We start from the raw sequence: 21,338 nt of genomic DNA, 5'->3' as shown, positions 1-21,338 counted from the left end.
TCATCCCTCGCTTCTGAGACGGCGAGACAGGCGGCGGTCGGACAGATGCGGCGGCAGCGGCCCGGCGCTCGGTCCCGGTGGTCGCGCCGGAAGCTCGCCGACGCTGTCGGCGAAGCGGGCGAGGCCGTTCAAGACCGCTGTCGCGAGGTCCGCCATCGATCGCCGCTCGTGTATCGCGGCCGAGTAGACCAAGGCGACGTGGAGACCCTCCTCGTCCAGGTGGGTGACCACCTCGAGCAGGAACGCCCGTCGATTGACGCAGGAGCGCGTTCTCAGGTCGGGCTGCGTGCTCAGGTCGAAGACGCGTCCCGCATCGACTGCAGCCGCCCTCCGTCCGAGATAGTTGAAGCCGACCTCCGGCTCGACGGCGAAGCGGGCGCAGTCTGCATCGAGGTAGCGAAGGGCGCCGTAGCCGGCGGCTCCGCCGGGCGCCTCCTCGAGCTGGAGTAGCATCGCCTGCGCGGCGGGCACGGCGTCCGCGAGCGCGAGCGGCGTGAGCCGGACGGGGAGGAAGCTCGTGAACCAGCCGACGGTCGCCGAGAGATCGACGTCGATGAGGTCGTCCGTCCGACCCTGGCCCTCGCGCATGACGACGATTGCCGGCGCAGCGGCCCAACGCGTCAGCGCCTCGGCGAGGCTCGCGAGCTGGAGGGCCTCGAAACGTCGCGCACCCAGAGCGGCGAGGCGGGCGGCCTGCGCGGACGGCAGGACGAGACGTATCGATGCCGCGTCCCCCTCGCAATTGCGTCCGTTCTCGTGATCGCGCGGCAGTGCGGGGCATCCCTGCGCCGCGAACGCCGACCAGTAGCGCCGCGCCGCCTCGGACCCGCCGCCGGCGACCCAGTCCTCCAGGCGCCTCAGGTAGGCTGCCGTCGCGTCGGCGGCGCTCGGGGCGGCGCTCCCGCCTCCGAGAAGGGCGTCCAGCTCTCCCACGAGAACGTTCCAGGACACCACGTCGACCGCGAAGTGGTGCGCAACCAGGGAGACGCGCTGTCCCGCGCCGCCGAGATCGATCAGCGTCGCCCGGAAGACGAGGCCGGCGCCGAGATCGAGCTCTCGGTTCACCGCGTCGATGAAGCCTTGCAGCTGGTCTTCTCCGTCCAGGAAGGCGACGGCGGCGAGTGCGGGAATGCGATCCTCGGAAAGCGCCACCGGCGTCCCGCCGTCCAGGCAACCGGTTCGCAGGGCCTCGTGCCGTCCAACGAGGACGGTGACGGCCCGTCGGAACGCGTCGGCGTCGAGCGGCGACCGCGGCGCGAGCAGGACGGAGTGATTCCAATGGTCGCGTTCGGCGAGCGGCAGCGAGAGGAACCAGCGCTGGGCGGGGAGCCATCGGGACGTCGCCTGCTCGGAGCCGGGTGCGGTCGCCGGTGTTTCTGCCGCGGCCGCCTGCGCCAATGCGGCGATCGTCGGGTTCTCGAAGACCATGCGTGGCGCGAGGGCGATGCCGGCCGCATGCGCGCGGGAGACGATCATCAGGGCGAGGATGGAATCGCCGCCGCGGGCGAAGAAGTCGTCGTGGCGTCCGATTCGGTCGGTCTGGAGGATGTCGCGCCAGATGGCGGCGAGGGTGTCCTCGACGGGGCCGAGGGGCGGCTCGCAGGCGGCGGCGCCGTGGGTGGGCTCGTCGTCGGGCTCGGGGAGTGCGTTTCGGTCGAGCTTTCCGTTGGGCGTGAGGGGGAGGGCGTCGACGGGGTGGAGGATCGGGGGGATCATGGCGGGGGGCAGGCGCGTGCGCAGGTGGTCGCGCACGGCGTCGCGGTCGAGGGCGGCCGCTCCGGTCTCCCCGACGAGGTAGCCGACGAGGCGGGTGGCGCCGGCGGGATCGGGGCGGGCGGCGACGGCGGCGGCGCGCACGCCGGGGGCGGCGGCGAGGGCGGCCTCGACCTCGCCGAGCTCGATGCGATGGCCGCGGATCTTCACCTGGTCGTCGTTGCGCCCGAGATAGTCGAGGGCGCCGTCGCGGCGCCAGCGCGCCAGGTCGCCGGTGCGGTAGAGGCGGCCGCCGGGGGGCCCGAACGGGTCCGGCAGGAAGCGCTCGGCGGTCTGTCCGGGACGGCCGAGATAGCCCTGGGCCAGGCCCACGCCGGCGATGTGGAGCTCGCCCACGACCCCGACCGGGCACGGCTCCCCGCCCGCGTCGAGCACGTAGAGGCGCATGTTGGCGATCGGCCGCCCGATCGGGACGGGGTCCGTCGCAGCCGGGTCGCACGCCCACCAGCTCACGTCCACCGAGGCCTCCGTCGGGCCGTAGAGGTTGTGCACGGCCGCGTTCGGGAAGCAGCGCGCGGCGGCGGCGGGCTGGTCGGCGCCGAGCGCCTCGCCCGAGGCGACGACCAGGCGCACGCCGTCGCGGGCCGGCGCCGTGGCCGCGTACTGGCGCAGCATCGAGGGCACGAAATGCAGGACGGTGACGCCGGAGCGCGCGATCTCCTCGGCGAGGTAGCCCGGGTCGCGATGCCCGCCCGGGCGCGCCATCACCAGCTCGGCGCCGGCGATCAGCGGGGCGAAGAGCTCCCATACCGAGACGTCGAAGCCGAGGGGCGTCTTCTGCAGGACGCGGTCGTGGGGACCGAGGCCGTACTGGCGCTGCATCCAGACGAGGCGGTTGACGACGCCGGCATGGGGGACGACGACGCCCTTGGGGCGTCCGGTGGAGCCCGACGTGTAGATCACGTAGGCGGGATCGAGCGGCCCGCCGCCCGCGTCCGCGGGGCGGGGCGCGCGGGGATCGCTCTCCGGCTCGTCGAGGAGCAGGCGGGCGCCCTCTTCCGGGGCGGTCCCGGAGAGGGCGCGCGTGGTCACCACGGCCGCACAGCCGGCGTCCCGCGCCATGAAGCGCAGCCGCTCGGGCGGCAGCTCCGGGTCGAGGGGCAGGTAGGCGGCGCCCGCGCGCAGGATGCCGAGCAGCGCCGCCGGCAGCTCCAGGCAGCGCTCCAGGCACACGCCCACCACCGCCCCGCGGCCGACCCCCGCCCGGGAGAGGCGCACCGCCAGGGCCTGCGCGGCCTCTTCCAGCTCGGCATAGGCGAGGCTGCGCGTCCCGCAGCGCACCGCCGTCGCCGCCGGGCTGCGCCGCGCCTGCGCCAGCACGAGATCGTCCACCCGCACCGCCGTCTCGATCGTCTCGTCGCGCGTGGCGTTGAACGCCTCCACCACGCGCCGACGCTCCCGCTCCGGCATCACCGCCAGCGAGCCCACCGGCGCCTCCGGCCGCGCCGCCGCCTCCCCGAGCAGCGCCGTCAGCCCCTCCGACAGGCGCTCCACCGTCTCACGGTCGAACAGGGCCGTGGCGTATTCCCACGAGAGATGAAAGCGGCCGTCCTCTTCGCGCGTGGTGAGATGAAGGTCGCACTGGGCGAAACGCGCGGGCCAGCGCAGGAGGCGAGCGCCCGCACACCGCAGGGCACGGGCGTCCTCTCGCGCGGCGTGATGCACGAACATCACCTGGAACAGGGGGTGTCGGTCCAGGCTCCTCGGGCGACGGAGATTTCGTGCGAGCAGCTCCAGCGGCATCGTACGGTGGTCGAAGGACGCCGCCTGATCGGTCTGGACGCGGCGTACGAACGTGGCGAAGGACTCGCGAGCCGATGGGCGACCGCAGGAGACGACGGTGTTGACCAGATATCCGACGGCGTCGGCGAGCTCGGTTTCGTCCCGCAGCCCCACGGGTATGCCGACGCAGACCGAAGGCTGCGACGACCAGCGCGCCAGCAGGATCTGGAACGCGGCCAGGAACACCGTGTAGGGCGTCGCTCCCACGGTGCGGCAGAGTGCGCGGAATCCGTCCGAGAGCTCCTGGTCGAGCGCGATGCCGAGGCTCGCGCCCTCGAAGGACTGGACCGCGGGGCGCGGGCGATCCCAGGGAAGGATGCAGTCCGGCGTCGCGTCACGCAGATGGTTCGTCCAGAATTCGGACATTCGCTGCAGTCGATCGCCGGTCTCGACCGCCCGTTCGCGCACCGCGAACCGCCAGAACTGCGCCGGCTCCGCCGCATCGTCGAGGGTGCCGTCGTAGAAGCCGAGCAAGTCGCGCCACACGACCCTCAGGGAGGGCGCGTCCGAGACGATGTGATGCATCGCGATCGCCACGACGCAGCCCGGGCCGTCGATACGGTGCAGCGTCGCGCGCGCCAGGGGGGCGTCGAAGGTGAACGGGCGCGTGACGTCGTCTTCGGCCGCCCGGATGGCGGCAACGAGATCGGCGTGCCGCGCGTGCGCCATCGCCTCGCCGTGCTGCAGGACGATCTGCCGAACGGCTCCGTCCAGCTCCGCGACGGCCGTGCGCAGCGCGCCGTGCCGCTTCGTGACGCGGCTCCAGGCTTCGGCGAGACGCGCGCCGTCCAGGCCGCTCTCGAACCGGGCGGCGCCGCCGATCACGAACGCGCCCCCGAGATCCGCCGTCCGCTCCATGGCCCAGAGGCGCTCTTGCGCGAAGGCCGCCGGCTCGACGCGCTCGACGTGCTCCAGGATGGGCAGGATCTCGTCCCTTCGGCTCGCGATCTCGCGCCGCGTCGCCTCGTCGAGGGCGCCCTCGGGATAGCGTAGGCGCAGCCTGCCGCCGACATTCGCGATGCCGATCTCGCGCCGATCCAACTCGGCGACGAGCCGGCCGAAATCGAGCAGGCTCGCATGCGGAAGGCTCCGCCAGCCGGACGTGGTCATATCTCCTCCTCCGTCCACGCGCGTGCGCCTCGGTTCGTCGCGGCGGCGTCGCGGAACGCGGCGGCGCCGACGAGCGTGTGCATGAGCATGTGCCGATCCGTGAGCGCGAACGCGTCGCGATGCTCGTCCAGCGCGAGGGTCCCGATGTGGCACAGGCCGAGCTCGAGCCGCGCCGCCTGCATCTCCAGGACCTGCGTCATCGCACCGGTCTCGATCAGCGCGAACCGGAACGAATCGCGGCCGTAGGTCGGAGCGATCGCGTCGAGGTCGGCGACGAGGAGGATCGTGAAGGCCGCCGCGGCCGCCACGGTTCGGTTCAGGTCGCCGTAGCTCTCGACGGGAAGCGCGAAGCCCTCGGTCAGCAGGGAAAGCCGTGTCGTGCCCGGGTCGAAGCGGTACGTGCCCGGCCGCAGGTCCGGCACGCGGCTGCGCTCCCCGTCGCCGTGGACCGTGAGGAGGACGCCGACCGGATAGAGCCCTCCGGCGGAGGCGTATGCGAGCTTCGGCCGGCCCGCGGCGGGAACGGACCGGACGGCCGAGAGCAGGCCGGCCAGGTGCGCGACGGGGACGTCGTCGGGCGCGAAGACCCGGTGATTGCGACGCCCGAGGATCGCTGCCGCCTCGAAGGCGAGCCTCGCTTCCGCCACGCCGATGTCGATCTCGGGGCGCCCCGTGCCGGGCGTGACGGTCGCGCCGGCCGCGTCGCCCGCGCGCGCGCGCTGTGGCCGGGCCAGCTCGGAGACGATGGCGTCCCAGTCGCCCGCCCTGGCGGCGGGTTTCGTCTTGGTCTCGGGTTCGTGCTCGAGGGTGCGAGCGAGTGCCGCGGGTGTCGGGTTCTCGAAGAGGGTTCGGATGGAGATCGCGAGGCCGTGGTCCTCGCGCAGGCGCACGACGATGCGCGCGGCCAGGACGGAATCGCCGCCCAGCCGGAAGAAGTCGTCGTCTCGTCCGATCTCGGGCAGGCCGAGCACCTCGGCCCAGGCGGCGGCGATGCGCGCGGCCGCCGGGGACGGGCGCGCGCCCTCGGCGCCGCCGCTTCGCGCCGGCGCCGGCTCGGAGAGGTCCGGGAGGGCGTTGCGGTCGACCTTTCCGTTGGCGGTCAGCGGCAGGCGATCGAGGACGGCGATCCGGGCGGGGATCATGTGGGCGGGCAGGGTCTCGGCCAGATGCCGGCGCAGCTCGGCCTCGTCCGGGGGGGCGTTCGATCCGTCGGGGGTGACCCATGCGGCGAGCCGGCGCTGCCCGCGCGGCCCCGGCGCGGCGGCGACGGACCGGCCGACCCGGGGATGGCGGGCCAGGGCCGCCTCGATCTCGGCCAGCTCGATGCGATGCCCCTGGATCTTGACCTGGGTGTCGCGGCGCCCGAGGAACTCGATCTCGCCGTCGGGCAGGTAGCGCCCCATGTCGCCGGTGCGATAGAGCCGCTCGCCGGTGCGCGGATGCGGCACGAAGCGCTCCGCCGTGCGCGCCGGGTCGCGCCAATAGCCCCGGGCGAGGCCCGCCCCGCCGATGTGCAGCTCGCCCGGCACCCAGTCCGGCCGCGGGCGCCCGTGCGGATCGAGCACGTGGAAGGCCTGGTTGGCCAGGGGGCGGCCGTAGGGCACGCTGCGCTCGTCGCCGCGCAGGGCGCCCATGTCCTTGTAGTTCGACCAGATGGCGGCCTCGGTCGCCCCGCCCAGCGCGACCATGCGCACGTCGGGCGCGTGGCGCCGCAGCCGCTGCGCCAGGTCCACCGCGACCCAGTCCCCGCTCACCAGGGCCAGGCGCAGGCCCGCGAGGCCCGGCGCGTGGGCGCCGGCCTCGGCGAGGGTGATCTCGAGCAGCGCCGGCGCGCTGTTCCAGACGCTGACGCCGTGGGCCTGCATCCGTGCCAGCCAGTCGGCCGGGTCCGGCCGCTCGGAGGGGGCGGGCAGTACCACCGCGCCGCCGCAGGACAAGAGGCCGAAGACGTCCCAGACCGACAGGTCGAAGCTCAGGGCGGAGACCGACAGGACCCGATCCCGCTGCGTGACGCCGAAGCGGGCGTTCACGTCGGCGATGGTGTTCCAGGCGGCGGCGTGCGAGACGGCCACGCCCTTGGGGCGTCCGGTCGAGCCCGACGTGTAGATCACGTAGGCCAGCGCCTCGGCTCCGGCGCGCGCCTCCCCGGCGGCGAGAAGGCCGGGCGGATCGCCGTCCACGGGCGCGAGACGATCCACCGCGACGACCCGCACGCCCTCCGGCCAGCTCATCGCCTCCGCCAGCCAGGACTGCGTCAGCACCGTGCGCACGCCGCCGTCCGCGATCAGGCTCCCGAGCCGCGCCGTCGGCAGGTCGGGCGTGGCCGGAAGATAGGCGCGCCCCGCCCACAGCGCGCCCAGCAGGGCCGCCGGCTGCTCGCGACCGCGGTCCATGACCACGCCCACCACCTCGCCCGGCTCCCCGGCCAGAGCCGCCGCGACCGCCGCCGCCTGCGCCCGCAACGCGCCGTAGCTCACGCCGCCGCGAGGGTCCACCACCGCCAGGCGTTCCGGATCGCGCGCGCTCCACGCCAGGAACCCCGCCTCCAGCCGCCGGCTCTCCCGCGCCACCACCGTCGCGTTCGCCGCCGACCGCCGCTCCGCCTGCCCGGACGCAAGCCCCTCCACGAGCGCGACATCCCAGTCCGCGAGATCCGCCAGAGCCTCGAGACGAGACCGGAAAAGCTCCTGCATCCCAGCGATCAGGCCACACGGAAACAGGTCCGCGACCGTGTTCCAGACCGAGAGGAGGGCGCCGTCCTCCTCCACGACCATGTGGTCGATCCACGCTTGCGGCGTCTGCCCCTCGCGCTTCACCAGCGTGATCGGAAGCGAGGCCGGCGACAGGTCCCTGGCGAGGGTCTCGGAGCCGAACATGCTGGTGAAGACCAGCGGCGCCGCGTATCGTGCACCGCCCCGGCGCGCCGTCATCATCCGCATGACCTCGACGCCGCTGCACTGGCGGTTGTCGAGATCCCGCCACAACCGCTCCTGCACCGATCTGACCAGCGCGCCGAAGGTCCGCGTCGGCGCCGCATCGACCTCCACGAGAACGACGGAGGTGAAATCGCCCACCACACGATTGATGTCGGGATGCACCGGCACACGATTGAACAGTGTCAGGTTCAGCACGAAGCGCCCGGATTCCGCGTAGGATGCGAGCACTTCCGCATAGACGGCGAGCACCAGCGCCGACGGGGTGACCCGTTCCCGTGCCGCTCTCGCCTTCAGGCGGCTCCAAGTCGGAGCCTCCAGGCGCAGCCGGGTGCGCTCGAACCGCGGTTTCGTGATGGAGGCCGGGTCGCGCAGCATGGGCAGGAGCGCGGGACCCGGCAGGCTGTCTAGCCGTTCGCGCCAATAGTCACGCGCCCGCGCGGCGTCGAGACCGTCCTTCGCACGCTCCATGGCGAGGACGTAGTCGCGGAAGGTGAGAGGCAGCGGGCTCGCCTCTCGGTCCGGGTCCGCGTAGAAATCGGCCAGCTCGCGCGAGAGCACGATGAAGCTCCACGCGTCGCCGATGATGATATCGACGCTGAAGTGCAGCCGAACGCGGCCGCCGTCGAGGAGGACGGCCCGCACGTCGAAGAGCGGCCAGCGCGACAGGTCGAAGACTTCGCTCTCGAGCGACGCGCGCACGCCGTCGATGACGGCTTCGGCCTCCTCCGGCGCCGTGCCGCGGGCGTCGACGACGCCGATCTCGAAGGGCGGCGGCGCCTCGAGAACGCGCAGCTCTCCGCTCGGCAGGACGATTGCGCGGAGCATGTCGTGGCGCTCGATCACGCGCCTGAGCGCGCGCTCGAGCCGGGCGAGGTCGAGCTGCGTCGCGTCGTATTCCCAGTAGGCGTGTGCGGAGGTGTTCCCGAGCTCGAACTCACCCGTGCGTCCGATCCAGTACGCCTGCTGGATCTCGGTCAGGGGGAACGGCTCGAAGCGCCCCTCGGGATCCGGGTCGACGCGTTCGGCCCGCGCCGATGCGACGCCCTCGATCCTCGCCTCGGCGACGAGGCGGGCCAAACCCTCGACGCTCGGATTGCCGAAGAAGTCGGACATGCGGACAGCCACGCCCGTGCTGCGGCGCACGGCCGCGAGCAGCTGCATCGCCGACAAGGAGTGGCCGCCGAGCCGGAAGAAGTCGTCGTCGCGTCCCGGAACGGTGCCGAGCGCTTCCTCGAACAGGGCGGCGAGGAGGCGCTCCGTCTCGGTGCGTGGGCCGCGGTCCGCCGGACGATCGGCGGATGCCGGCGGCGGCAGCCGCAGCCGATCCACCTTGCCGTTGGGAAGGAGCGGGAGCGCGTCGAGGCTCACCAGGGCGCTGGGCACCATATAGCTCGGCAGCTGGTCCCGCAGGGCGGCGAGCGAGCCGGATTCCTCGTAGCCCTCGCCGTCGGGGACGACATAGGCGACGAAGAGCTCCTGCCCGCCGGATCGGAACAGGCGGGTGGTCGCCTGCCCGATGCCGGCGAGGCGACGCAGGCGCGCCTCGACCTCAGCGGGCTCGACGCGATAGCCGCGGATCTTGATCTGCGCGTCCGCGCGCCCGAGGAACTCGATCTCGCCGTCCGGTCGGACGCGGGCGAGGTCGCCGGTCCGGTAGATGCGTCGACCAGCGGCTTCGCCCGCCGCATCCGGCAGGAAGGCGCCGGCCGTCGCCGCCGGCTGCCCGCGATATCCGCGCGCGACGCCCGCCCCGCCGATGCACAGCTCGCCGACCGCGCCCACCGGCGCGGGGCGCAGGTGCTTATCGGCGACGAAGACGCGCGCGTGCGGCAATGGCCGCCCGAGCGGGACGCGGCGGCCGCGCGCGACCCGACGCAGGTCCGCCGTGATCGCTCCCACCGTCGTCTCCGTAGGCCCGTAATGATTGAGCAGCGTCAGATCGGGACGGAGCTCGAGGTAGCGGTCGACGGCGTCCCAGGACGTGCTCTCGCCGCCGAGCATGAGCACGGATGCCGGCATCAGGTCCGCCGGCTCGGGCGCGGCCTGGAGCAGCGCGTCGAGATGGCTCGGGGAAATCTTGAGCCCGCCGATGCGGTGCGCGGCCATGTAGTGGCCGAAGGCGACCGCATCGGAGGCGACATCGCGCATCAGATGCACGCAGACGCCGTTGGCGAGCCCGCCCCAGAACACGGTCAGGCCGAAGTCGACCGCGGCGGACTGCGCCACGGCGAACCCGTCGGTCTGGAGCTCGGGGTGCCGGAGCCAGAGCGCTTCGAGATAGGCGGCGAGCTGCCGGTGCTCCACCTCCACGCCCTTGGGGCGGCCCGTCGATCCCGACGTGTAGATCACGTAGGCGAGACCCGCCGGATCGATCGGGGTGGGCGACGGTGCGGGCTCCGGGTCCGGCGCCTCGCCGAGCAGCGCGTCGAGCGTGGTCACGGGCAGGCCGTCCGACGCCCATTGCGCCGCTGCGGCGTCGTCCGCGACGATCAGGAGCGACGCGCCCGCGGTCTCGAGAATCTCGGCGAGCCGCGCCTTCGGGAGATCCGGGTCGAGCGGCAGATAGGCGCCGCCGGCGCGCCACACGCCGAGAAGCACGGGGGCGAGCTCGATGCGGGACGGCATCAGCACGGCGACGAGGTTCTCGACCTCGCAGCCGAGGCGCTGGAGGCGGCCGGCCACACGCTCGGCGAGGCGCACGAGCTGCGCACGGCTGAGCGACCCGTCCGTGGATCGCACCGCGACGGCGTCGGGAAGGTGCTCGGCGATGGCGACGATACGCTCCGGCACGGTCCGGCCGTCGGCGCAGGCACGCGGCGGCGGCCGGCTCTGGTCGGTCGCGGGCGCAGGGGCGAGCGTGATCCGGCCGAGGGGGACGTCCGGCCGAACGGCGGCCTGCGCGAGCAGCTCCGCGAAGAGGCCGGCGATGGTTCGGGCGGCAGCCGGCGTGAACAGATGCTCGTCGTACTTCAGGCGCGCGGTCCAATCGTCGCGCGCAGGGGTCACCGAGAGGGTCAGGTCGTAGCGCGCCCTGCCCTCCCGCGTGGGAACCAGCTCGACGGCGCAGGGCCCGATGCGGTCGACGCCGTGGCTCGCGGGCTGCATGACGAAGCTCGTCTGCGCCAGGGGCGCGCGCCCGCCCGCCCGCTCGGCTCCCAGCGCTTCGAGGATGCGCTCCAGGGGAACGCCCCCGTGCTCGGCTGCGTCGAGGGCGCGCGCCGCGATGCGTGCGGCGAGCGTCGCGAGCGAGGGGTCGTCCTCCAGCGGCGCCCTGACCAGAACCGTGTTGACGAAGCAGCCGACGACGTCCTGAAGCTCGGGATCGTCGCGGCCGGAGACCGGCACGGCAACCGCGAGATCGTCGACGCCGCCGATCCGCGCGAGCGTAGCCGACCAGGCGGCCAGCAGCACCGCGAACAGGCTGTGGCCGTGCTCGGCGGCGAAGCGGCGCACGGCCGCCGCCGTCGCCGCGTCGACGGGGCAGTCGATCCAATGCGCGGCATGGCCGGCGCCGATCCGTTCCGGGCGATCGACCGGGAGCTCCAGGCGCGGCGGCAGTCCCGACAGGGACGTGGTCCAGTACGCGATCTCGCGGGGCAGGCGTTCCGCGCGCTCCGCCGATCTCTGCCAGTCGGCGAAATCGGCGAGCTGGACGTCCGGCGCCGGCGGCGGCTCGGCGTCGCCCGTCGTGATCATTCGGTAGAACGCATCGAGATCCCGCAGGAGGACCTGGAACGAGAGGGCGTCGGCGATCAGGTGATGGAACGTCGCGACGAGGACGGCTCGCTCGGGAGCCGTCCGGATCAGGCGGAAGCGCACGAGCGGCAGCGCGCCGGGATCGAACGTCGCCGCACTCTCGGCCTCGATCACGCGCCACACGCGGTCCTCTTCGTCGTCGGACGATCGCGGATCGATCTCGTCGACGACGAAGGCGGGCTGCGCCGTGGCGGCCACCGTCTGGACGAGCCGATCGTCTCGCCATGCGAAGGAGGTGCGCAGCGGCTCGTGCCGGTGCACGAGCCGGCGGACGGCGTCCTGCAGGGCCTCGACGTCGAGCGCGCCGTGGATGCGTATCGCCATCGGGAGCAGATAGAGCGACGGGTCGCCTGCGACCTGCTCGGCGACGAAGATCGATTCCTGCGCGAGCGAAGCCTGGAAGACGCCCGCACGGGGCGACCGGGGAATGCGCCGCGCCGCCCTGGCGGCGGGTTTCGTCTTGGTCTCGGGTTCGTGCTCGAGGGTGCGAGCGAGTGCCGCGGGTGTCGGGTTCTCGAAGAGGGTTCGGATGGAGATCGCGAGGCCGTGGTCCTCGCGCAGGCGCACGACGATGCGCGCGGCCAGGACGGAATCGCCGCCCAGCCGGAAGAAGTCGTCGTCTCGTCCGATCTCGGGCAGGCCGAGCACCTCGGCCCAGGCGGCGGCGATGCGCGCGGCCGCCGGGGACGGGCGCGCGCCCTCGGCGCCGCCGCTTCGCGCCGGCGCCGGCTCGGAGAGGTCCGGGAGGGCGTTGCGGTCGACCTTTCCGTTGGCGGTCAGCGGCAGGCGATCGAGGACGGCGATCCGGGCGGGGATCATGTGGGCGGGCAGGGTCTCGGCCAGATGCCGGCGCAGCTCGGCCTCGTCCGGGGGGGCGTTCGATCCGTCGGGGGTGACCCATGCGGCGAGCCGGCGCTGCCCGCGCGGCCCCGGCGCGGCGGCGACGGACCGGCCGACCCGGGGATGGCGGGCCAGGGCCGCCTCGATCTCGGCCAGCTCGATGCGATGCCCCTGGATCTTGACCTGGGTGTCGCGGCGCCCGAGGAACTCGATCTCGCCGTCGGGCAGGTAGCGCCCCATGTCGCCGGTGCGATAGAGCCGCTCGCCGGTGCGCGGATGCGGCACGAAGCGCTCCGCCGTGCGCGCCGGGTCGCGCCAATAGCCCCGGGCGAGGCCCGCCCCGCCGATGTGCAGCTCGCCCGGCACCCAGTCCGGCCGCGGGCGCCCGTGCGGATCGAGCACGTGGAAGGCCTGGTTGGCCAGGGGGCGGCCGTAGGGCACGCTGCGCTCGTCGCCGCGCAGGGCGCCCATGTCCTTGTAGTTCGACCAGATGGCGGCCTCGGTCGCCCCGCCCAGCGCGACCATGCGCACGTCGGGCGCGTGGCGCCGCAGCCGCTGCGCCAGGTCCACCGCGACCCAGTCCCCGCTCACCAGGGCCAGGCGCAGGCCCGCGAGGCCCGGCGCGTGGGCGCCGGCCTCGGCGAGGGTGATCTCGAGCAGCGCCGGCGCGCTGTTCCAGACGCTGACGCCGTGGGCCTGCATCCGCGCCAGCCAGTCGGCCGGGTCCGGCCGCTCGGAGGGGGCGGGCAGTACCACCGCGCCGCCGCAGGACAAGAGGCCGAAGACGTCCCAGACCGACAGGTCGAAGCTCAGGGCGGAGACCGACAGGACCCGATCCCGCTGCGTGACGCCGAAGCGGGCGTTCACGTCGGCGATGGTGTTCCAGGCGGCGGCGTGCGAGACGGCCACGCCCTTGGGGCGTCCGGTCGAGCCCGACGTGTAGATCACGTAGGCCAGCGCCTCGGCTCCGGCGCGCGCCTCCCCGGCGGCGAGAAGGCCGGGCGGATCGCCGTCCACGGGCGCGAGACGATCCACCGCGACGACCCGCACGCCCTCCGGCCAGCTCATCGCCTCCGCCAGCCAGGACTGCGTCAGCACCGTGCGCACGCCGCCGTCCGCGATCAGGCTCCCGAGCCGCGCCGTCGGCAGGTCGGGCGTGGCCGGAAGATAGGCGCGCCCCGCCCACAGCGCGCCCAGCAGGGCCGCCGGCTGCTCGCGACCGCGGTCCATGACCACGCCCACCACCTCGCCCGGCTCCCCGGCCAGAGCCGCCGCGACCGCCGCCGCCTGCGCCCGCAACGCGCCGTAGCTCACGCCGCCGCGAGGGTCCACCACCGCCAGGCGTTCCGGATCGCGCGCGCTCCACGCCAGGAACCCCGCCTCCAGCCGCCGGCTCTCCCGCGCCACCACCGTCGCGTTCGCCGCCGACCGCCGCTCCGCCTGCCCGGACGCAAGCCCCTCCACGAGCGCGACATCCCAGTCCGCGAGATCCGCCAGAGCCTCGAGACGAGACCGGAAAAGCTCCTGCATCCCAGCGATCAGGCCACACGGAAACAGGTCCGCGACCGTGTTCCACTCGATGGCGAGCCCGCCGTCCTGCTCGTGCACGATGCAGTCGAGCGAGACCTGCGGGGTCTGCCCGGAACGGTAGACCACTGCGCCCGGCAGGCGTCGACCGCGAGCCTCCTCGAGGCCGAGGAGGCTCGTGAAGACCACGGGCGCGGCCGCTCGCGCGCCGCCACGGCGTCGCGTCAGCTCGCGCAGCACCTCGATCCCGTTGAAGGCGCGATTGTCGAGGTCGGTCCAGAGGCGTTCCTGAACCGTGCGGGCCAGCTCCTCGAAGCTCCCGGCGCCGCACGGCGCCTCGAAGACCGAGACCGAGGTGAAGTCGCCGACGATGTCGGCGATGCGCGGGTGGCGCGGCTCGCGGTTGAACAGGGTCAGCGTCAGCAGGAAACGGTCGTCGGCGGCATGCAGGCCGAGGATCTCGACGAAGGCCGCGAGCACGAGCCCGGTCGGCGTCAGGCCGCGCGTGCGGCATGCGCGTTTCAGGGCCTCCCATGCGCGGGCGTCGACCGAGACGCGCGAGCGCTCGAAGCGCGTGCGAGCGACCGCCCCCGGCTCGGCGAGGATCGGCAGCTCGGGGCCGGCGGGCAGGGCATCCATCCTGGCGGTCCAGTAGGCCCGCGCCTTCAGGTACGCTGGCTGCCCGACCCGGGCGGCCTCCGCGACGGCGAAGTCGCGAAACCCGATCGGCAACGGGGGCAACGGCGCGTCGGGATCGGCGTAGAAGGTCGCCAGATCGCGCTCGAGCACCCCGATGCTCCAGGCGTCGCAGATCAGGAGGCTGATCCCGATGTGAAGCCGAAAGGACGGGCCCGGCAGCTTCGAGATCGCGACGTCGAACAAGGGCCATCGAGCCGGGTCGTGCACGCGCGTCTCGATCCGCGTTCGCAGCGCCTCGACCCGCGCGATCGCTTCAGCGTCCGTCAGGTCTGCGAGGTCGTGCACCGGGATCTCGTGTACGGGCGGGTCGCGCAGGACCTGCTGCCGCCCGGTCTCCAGCACGATCGCACGCAGCATGTCGTGGCGCTCGACCACCCGCGACCAGGCTTTCCGGAACCGGTCGACGTCGAGATCGCTCATCTCGATCTCGACGTAGGTGCGGGCTCCGGCGCCGCTGATTTCGAAGTCGCCGCTGCGGCCGATCCAGTACGCCGCCTGCAGGTCCGTGAGCGGAAAGGGCTCGTGGCGGCGCTCGGGGTCGTGGGTGGTCACCGAGGCGGCGTGCCCTCCCGAGGAGCCCTCCGCCTGCCGACGAGCGATCGTGGCGGCCAGGCCGCCGACGCTCGGATCGCGGAAGAGGTCGAGCAGTCCGATCTCGACCCCGAAGGCGCGCTCCAGCTCCGCGCACAAGCGCGGCGCCAGGAGAGAATGTCCGCCGAGCTGGAAGAAGTCGTCCTGCGCGCCGAGACCGTCCACCCCCAGGGTCCGGGCCATCGCACCCGCCACCCGGGCCTCGATGGCGCCGGAAGCGGGGCGCTCGCGGACGGGGGCGCGCGCGGCGAGGAGCGCGCGTCGATCGACCTTGCCGCCGGGCAGTCGCGGGAGATCGTCGCAGACGAGGAAACGGCCCGGGCGCAGATGCGACGGCATCGTCTCGCGGGCGTGTCGCGCGAGCTGCGTCTCGTCGACGCCGGCCGAGCTCGGCATGATCCAGGCGGTGAGGACGGGCTCGCCGCCATGCCCGCTCTGCGCGGTCACGAAGGCGTCGCGGATGCCGGGAAGCCGAAGGAGGCACGCCGTGACCTCGGCGGGGTGGATCCGATGTCCCCTGATGTTGAGCTCGTCGTCGAGCCTGCCGAGAACGGTGAGCGCGCCGTCGGGCCCGATGCGACCGAGATCGCCTGTCCGGTAGGCGCGGCCGCCGGGTGCCGGGAGGAAGCGTTCCGCGGTTCCCCGAACGTCGTTCGCGTATCCGAGCGCAAGGCTCGCGCCGAGGGCGCAGATCTCGGCGACCTCGCCGACGCCTGCAGGACGCCCGTCGGGCGTGAGCAGCGCGATGGCGCTGCCGGGGGCGACGTCGGTCAGCGGGCAATCCCGCGCCGTCGTCGCGCGCAGCTCTCCGTACGCGACGATCTGCGGCGTCTCCGTCGTCCCGTAGACGTTGAGCACCCGCAGGTCCGGGCGCTCGGCGAGGAGCGGCCCGACGGCGGCGACCTCCAAGCGCTCGCCGCCGAGAAGCAACATCCGCAACGCCGTCGCCCGGCGCATGTGATTCGGCGCGAGCGTGCGCAGGCGCGACACGCTCGTGTTCGCCACCGTGACGGAGCTGGAGGCGAGCCACTCCCCGAGTCGCTCGCCCAGGGTCGAGCCGGCGTCGGGGAAGCAGATCATGGCGCCTGCCGCCAGGGGAATCAACGCGTCGCGCAGGAAGGGATCGTGACCGACCGCCGACAGCGCCGCGCAGCGATCCCGGGCCGCGATCCCGAGCTCGTCGAGATACCCTATCGAGAACGCGTCGAGGGCGCTCAGCGGCGAGGCGACGAGCTTCGGCTCTCCGGTCGAGCCGGAGGTGAAGGCGAGATAGGCGACGCGCTCGCTCTCGGCCTCGGCCGGCGCGGGTGACGGTCGCACCGGCCCGGAACCTTCCGCCGCGCGCCGCGTCACGCGCTCGAGCGGCCAGACGGGCAGGCCGCCGACGTCGGCCGCCGCATGCGCCTGCTTGGCGAGGACGACCGAGGGCCTCGCCGAGCGTATCCGGCTCTCGAGGTAGGGCCGGGGCAGCTCGGCGTCCAAGAGGCAGAACGGCCGCGCCGCGCGCAGGCACGCGAGCATCGCGACGGTCGCGCTCGGCTCGCGTCCGCAGATCACAGCGACGGGCGCGCGGGTCGCGTCCTGCTCGGTCAGGGCCTGCGCCAGCGCCTGCGCCCGCGCGTCGACCTCGGCGTAGCTCCAGGTCGCATCGGGCGAGACGAGCGCCGTGCGCGCGGCATGCGCCGTCAGCGCCGCCTCGAGACGGGCGAGGAACCCAACGGGCGGCCGCGCGTCTCGCCGGTCGAGCCGCGCGGGGGTCGTGGCAGGCAGCGCGTAGGCCTGCAGGGCGCGGCTCGGATCCGCGGCGGCGGCTTCGAGCAGACCCCGGAGCTGGTCGCCGAACGCCGTCATGCGCTCGCGGACGAAGAGCTGTGCGTTGTAGACGATCTGCAGATCCACACGACCGTCGGGCTCGACGACGTAGAGCGTCAGATCCACCTTGGACGTCGTCTCCGGGACGGGCACGAGCTCGGCGTGGAGCTCGCCCGAGCGGGCGGAGGTCGCACGCGCGCCGAGCCCGTTGAAGACGACCTGATACAGCGGATGCATGCGCGGATCGCGGGGCGGCGCGAGATCGGCGATGATCCGCTCGAGCGCGTAGCGCTGGTTCTCGACCGCACCGAGCACGGTGTCGCGAACGTCGCCGACGAATTCCTCGAAACGTGCTTCAGGCCGCGGGCGCACGCGTATCGGAGCCATGGCGACGTAGAGCCCGACCGACCGCAGGTCGCGCGCGTCCTCGCGTCCCGCGCAGGGAAGGCCGATGCAGAAATCGCTCTGGCCGCTCAGGCGCGCGAGCAGCAGCGAGAAGGCCGCCAGGACGACGACGTTCAGCGTCGTCCCGCGCGCGTCCGCGACACGACGCAAGCCGTCCACGACATCGTCCGCGAGGCGCATGGCGACGCTCTCGCCCGCGAACGACCGCACCTCCGGTCTCGGCGCGTCGGTCGGCATGTCGAGGATGGTCGGGACGCCCTCGAGCGTCCGTTTCCAGTAGCGCGCGCTCGCCGCGTCGCTTTCGCTCGAGGCGTCGTCCGCGGCGCAGTCGAAGAAGGATCGCCCCGGCGCCGGCAACGCGACCTCGCGGCCGTCGAGGGCCGCGGCGCATTCCTCGAGCAGCTCCTCCAGGAGGATCGCCACCGACCATCCGTCGGTCACGATGTGGTGCATCGTCAGGAGGACGAGATGCTGGTCCGGCGCGATGCGACGCGCCGTCACTCGCCAGAGCGGACCTCGTGTGAGCGTGAAGGGCTCCGCGATGCGCTCGCGCAGCCACGCGGTCCGTGCGGCCTCGTCCGCGAAAGGCGCATCCTCCATGCGCAGCGGCAGCGGGCGGTTCCCGATCTCGAAGGCGATGTCGTCGTCTCCGACCGGCGCGACGACCGCATCGAGGATCTCGTGGCGTGCCCGCAACCGCGACAGCGCGTCCGCGAGCGTCCCGCGGTCGAGCGCGCCTCGAATCAGCAGGCAGGCGGAAACGTGATGGCTCGTGTCGTCGGGGAACATGCGCGCCTGGAGCCAGAGCCGCTTCTGGGCCGACGACGCCGGACGATGCGTCGCATGCGAGACCGGGCCGTCGAGGGGCGTGACCTGCCCGCCGACATCTCCCGCACGCGACGACGCCAGGTCGGCCGCGAGCCCGCGCGGGGTTCGCCGATCGAACACCTGGCGAAGCCGGAGATCGGGGTAGGCCTCGCGAAGCACGGCGAAGGCGCGAACGGCGCTGATGGAGTCCGCGCCCAGCCGGAAGACGTCCGCATCGGGGGCGACCGCCCCCCGGCCGAGAGCCTTCGCCCAGGCCTGCGCGACAGCTGCGACGATCGAGGGGTCGGCGGGGACCGGCATCGCGTCGCGTGCGCCGCCGTCGGGATCGGCGTCGGCCGAGACCGGCGCCTCTCGTTCCAGCGCGCCGATGTCAAGCTTGCCGCCTCGCGTCAGAGGAAGCCGGTCGCGGATCACGACCGCCGAGGGGATCATGGCACGCGGAAGGCGCTGCGCGAGATGCGACCTGAGCATCTCCTCGCCGACGCCCTCGGCGGCGACCCACGCCACCAGCGTCCGGCGTCCGTCCTGCGCCGGCCGGGCGGCGACATGGGTCGCCGTGACGGCCGGGTGGGAGAGCAGGCAGGCCTCGATCTCCGCCGGCTCGATGCGGACCCCGTTGACCTTCAGCTGGCGGTCGGCGCGACCGCAGAATTCGAGCGCTCCGTCGGACAGACGCCGCACGACGTCGCCGGTGTCGTAGAGCCGGCCGCCGCCGCCGCGCGGGTCCGGACGGAAGGCCTCGGCGGTGAGGCCCGGCCGTCCGAGATAGCCCCAGGCCAGCCCCGCGCCACCGATCGTCAGCCGCCCCGTGCCGCCCGCCGGAACCGTCTCGCCGTCCGCGTCGACGACATGCATCGTGATCGCGTCCATGGGACCGCCGATCGGCACGGTGCCGGAGGGACCGCATCGGACATCGTCCTCCGGCGTGCGCATGTCGATCGCGAAGAAGGAGCACCCGACCGTCGTCTCGGTGGGACCGTACTCGTTGACCACCCGGGTCGGCCCGCAGCATCGCACCCAGGCGCGAACGTCCTCGGGATGGACGGCCTCCGCACCGAGCACGAGAATCCGCGCGCCGCCTGAAGCCGGCCTCTCGCCGATCAGCGCGGTCAACATCCTCAGATGGCTGGTCGTCAGGCTGAGAAACCCGTAGCGCCGCCCGTCGAGGAGGCGGCTCGCGAGTTCCGCGACGCCGTCGGCCAGGATCTCGCAGCACCCGCCGGCGACAAGCGGCGCGAACATGTTCGTGAGGGCTAGATCGAAGGCGGGGGACGAGACGTGAGCGCCTCCGCCCCGGGCGTCGAAGCGGGCCGCGGCGTTCGCGAGATAGTTGGCCAGCGCCGAATGAGGGATCGCCACGCCCTTGGGGCGTCCCGTCGTGCCGGAGGTGAACGTCACGTAGGCGAGGTCGCAGATCTCGTGTCGGGCCGATGCGGGCGGCTCGCAATCCGCGAGGTCGTCGTCCGACCAGCACAGCGCCGGCACGCCGTCGCGACCGTCGGGCGACGGCCGGTCTTCGACGACGAGCCGCGCGCCGCTGTCGCGGAGCATGCCCGCGACGCGATCGCTCGGGCTGTCCGGATCGATCGCCGTCCACGCCGCGCCGCAACGCCATGCCGCCAGCATCGTGACGAGCTGCGCGATGGAGCGCTCCATCCGGATCGCGACGACGTCGCCGCGCGCTACGCCTCGCCGGGCCAGGAGACCCGCGAGCCGGCCGGACCTGTCGGCCAGCTCGGCGAACGTGAGGGCGAAGGAGCCCTGCCGAAGCGCCACGCGGCGCGGCTCGAGGCGCGCGCGCTCGAGCACCGAGTCCACGACGGAGGTCGGCGCGGCGGTCGGCCGGCCGAGCTCGCTCGCGATCAGGCGCGCGCGGTCCGGCCCGACCACGAGCGGCAGGCGCGACAAAGGCAGGGCCGGATCGGCGGCGACCGCCTCGAGAACGGCGCACAGGGCCTTGCCGAACCCCTCCATGCCGCGCGGCTCGAACAGGTCCGCGGCGTATTCGAGCGTGAGGTGGAGCGCGTCTCCTCGCTCGAGCACGTCGATCGTGAGGTCGTATTTCGCGCCCGCCGTCGGGTGCCATACCTCCTCGGCTGCGATCCCGGGAAGGCTCAAGGCCCCGCGCGGCACGCTCTGGAGGTTCAGCATGACCTGGAAGAGCGGCTGGCGGGATGCGTCCCGCGCGATTCCGAGCGCTTCGACGACGCGGCCGAAGGGGACGTCGTCACGCGCCAGCGCGTCGAGCGTGATCGTGCGGGCGCGGCGAACGAGCTGTCCGAAGGAGGGATCGCCACCGAGATCGGCTCGCAGTGCGAGGGTGTTGAGGAAATAGCCGATGAGATCCCGCGACGCAGGGTGTGATCGCCCCGCGACGGGTGTTCCGACGACGAGATCCTCGGCTCCGCCGAGACGGCGCAAGGTCGCCTGAAGACCAGCCAGGAGGACGTGGAACAACGTCGCGCCCTCCATGGACGCGAGGCCGCGCAACGCGGTCGTCGTCGTGCCGCTCAGCTCCAGGCGCACGTTCGCGCCGCGGAAGCTCTGGCGAGGCGGACGGGGCCGCTCGTAGGGCAGGGCCGCGTCCGAGGAGGTCCCGGCCAGGCGCTCGACCCATGTGGCGAGGCGATCGCCGTGGAGCTTCTCCTGCCTGCGCTGCCAGGCGGCGTAGTCGGCGTACTGGATCGCCGCGGCGGCTGGCGAGGCGGCGGTCCCGTCTGCGGCGTACTCGGCCGAGAGGTGCTCGAGCAGGATCTTGTAGGACCAGAAGTCGATCAGGATGTGGTGCATGACCACGAGGAGAGCGTGCCGCTCGGGAGCGAGCTCGAACAGGAACCAGCGCGCCGGGACAGCCTCTTGGATGTCGAACGGCTTCGCGATCTCGGCGCCGACGCGCTCGAGGAGGCCGCTCTCCGCGACGGCGTCGATCACGAGCGGCGGGCCGCTCTCCTCGATGTGCTGGATCGGTCCGGAGGCGGAGAGGGGGAAGCGCGTGCGCAGGATCTCGTGCCTGCGCGCCAGCGCCGAAACGGCTCGCGACAACCTGTCTGCGTCGAGGGGGCCGGTGAGCCGATGCAGGGAGTGCACGGTGTAGGCCGCGCCCGAGCCGCTGACCTCGTGCAGATGCCAGAGCGCCTCCTGCCCGGGTGACAGGAGGAGGGGCTCGTCGCGATCGACGGGACGCAGCGGATCGCCGACCGTGACGTCCAGCCTGTCCCGGGCCTGGCGCAGCAGGGCGAATGCCGATTGAGGCGCTGTCATGGTTCGTCCGTGCCCCCG

Annotated in this window: 2 protein-coding genes; both read right to left on the bottom strand. The window is 73.3% G+C overall.

What is annotated here, in order from left to right; all coding sequences use genetic code 11:
* The gene (locus tag ABL310_RS19555) at positions 1-4,665 is read right to left on the bottom strand and encodes an amino acid adenylation domain-containing protein (protein WP_349368671.1); all 4,665 of its coding nucleotides are present in this window, start codon (positions 4,663-4,665) and stop codon (positions 1-3) included.
* Entirely contained in the window at positions 4,662-21,320 is a 16,659-nt protein-coding gene (locus tag ABL310_RS19550) for an amino acid adenylation domain-containing protein (protein ID WP_349368670.1), read from the bottom strand. Before ABL310_RS19550 ends, ABL310_RS19555 begins: the two co-directional genes overlap by 4 nt.
* Positions 21,321-21,338 lie beyond the last annotated feature (18 nt).

The sequence above is a fragment of the Salinarimonas sp. genome (genome assembly GCF_040111675.1).
Classification (GTDB): domain Bacteria; phylum Pseudomonadota; class Alphaproteobacteria; order Rhizobiales; family Beijerinckiaceae; genus Salinarimonas.
Note: the sequence above shows the minus strand (reverse complement) of the source record. Positions and strands in the feature narration are given on the sequence as shown.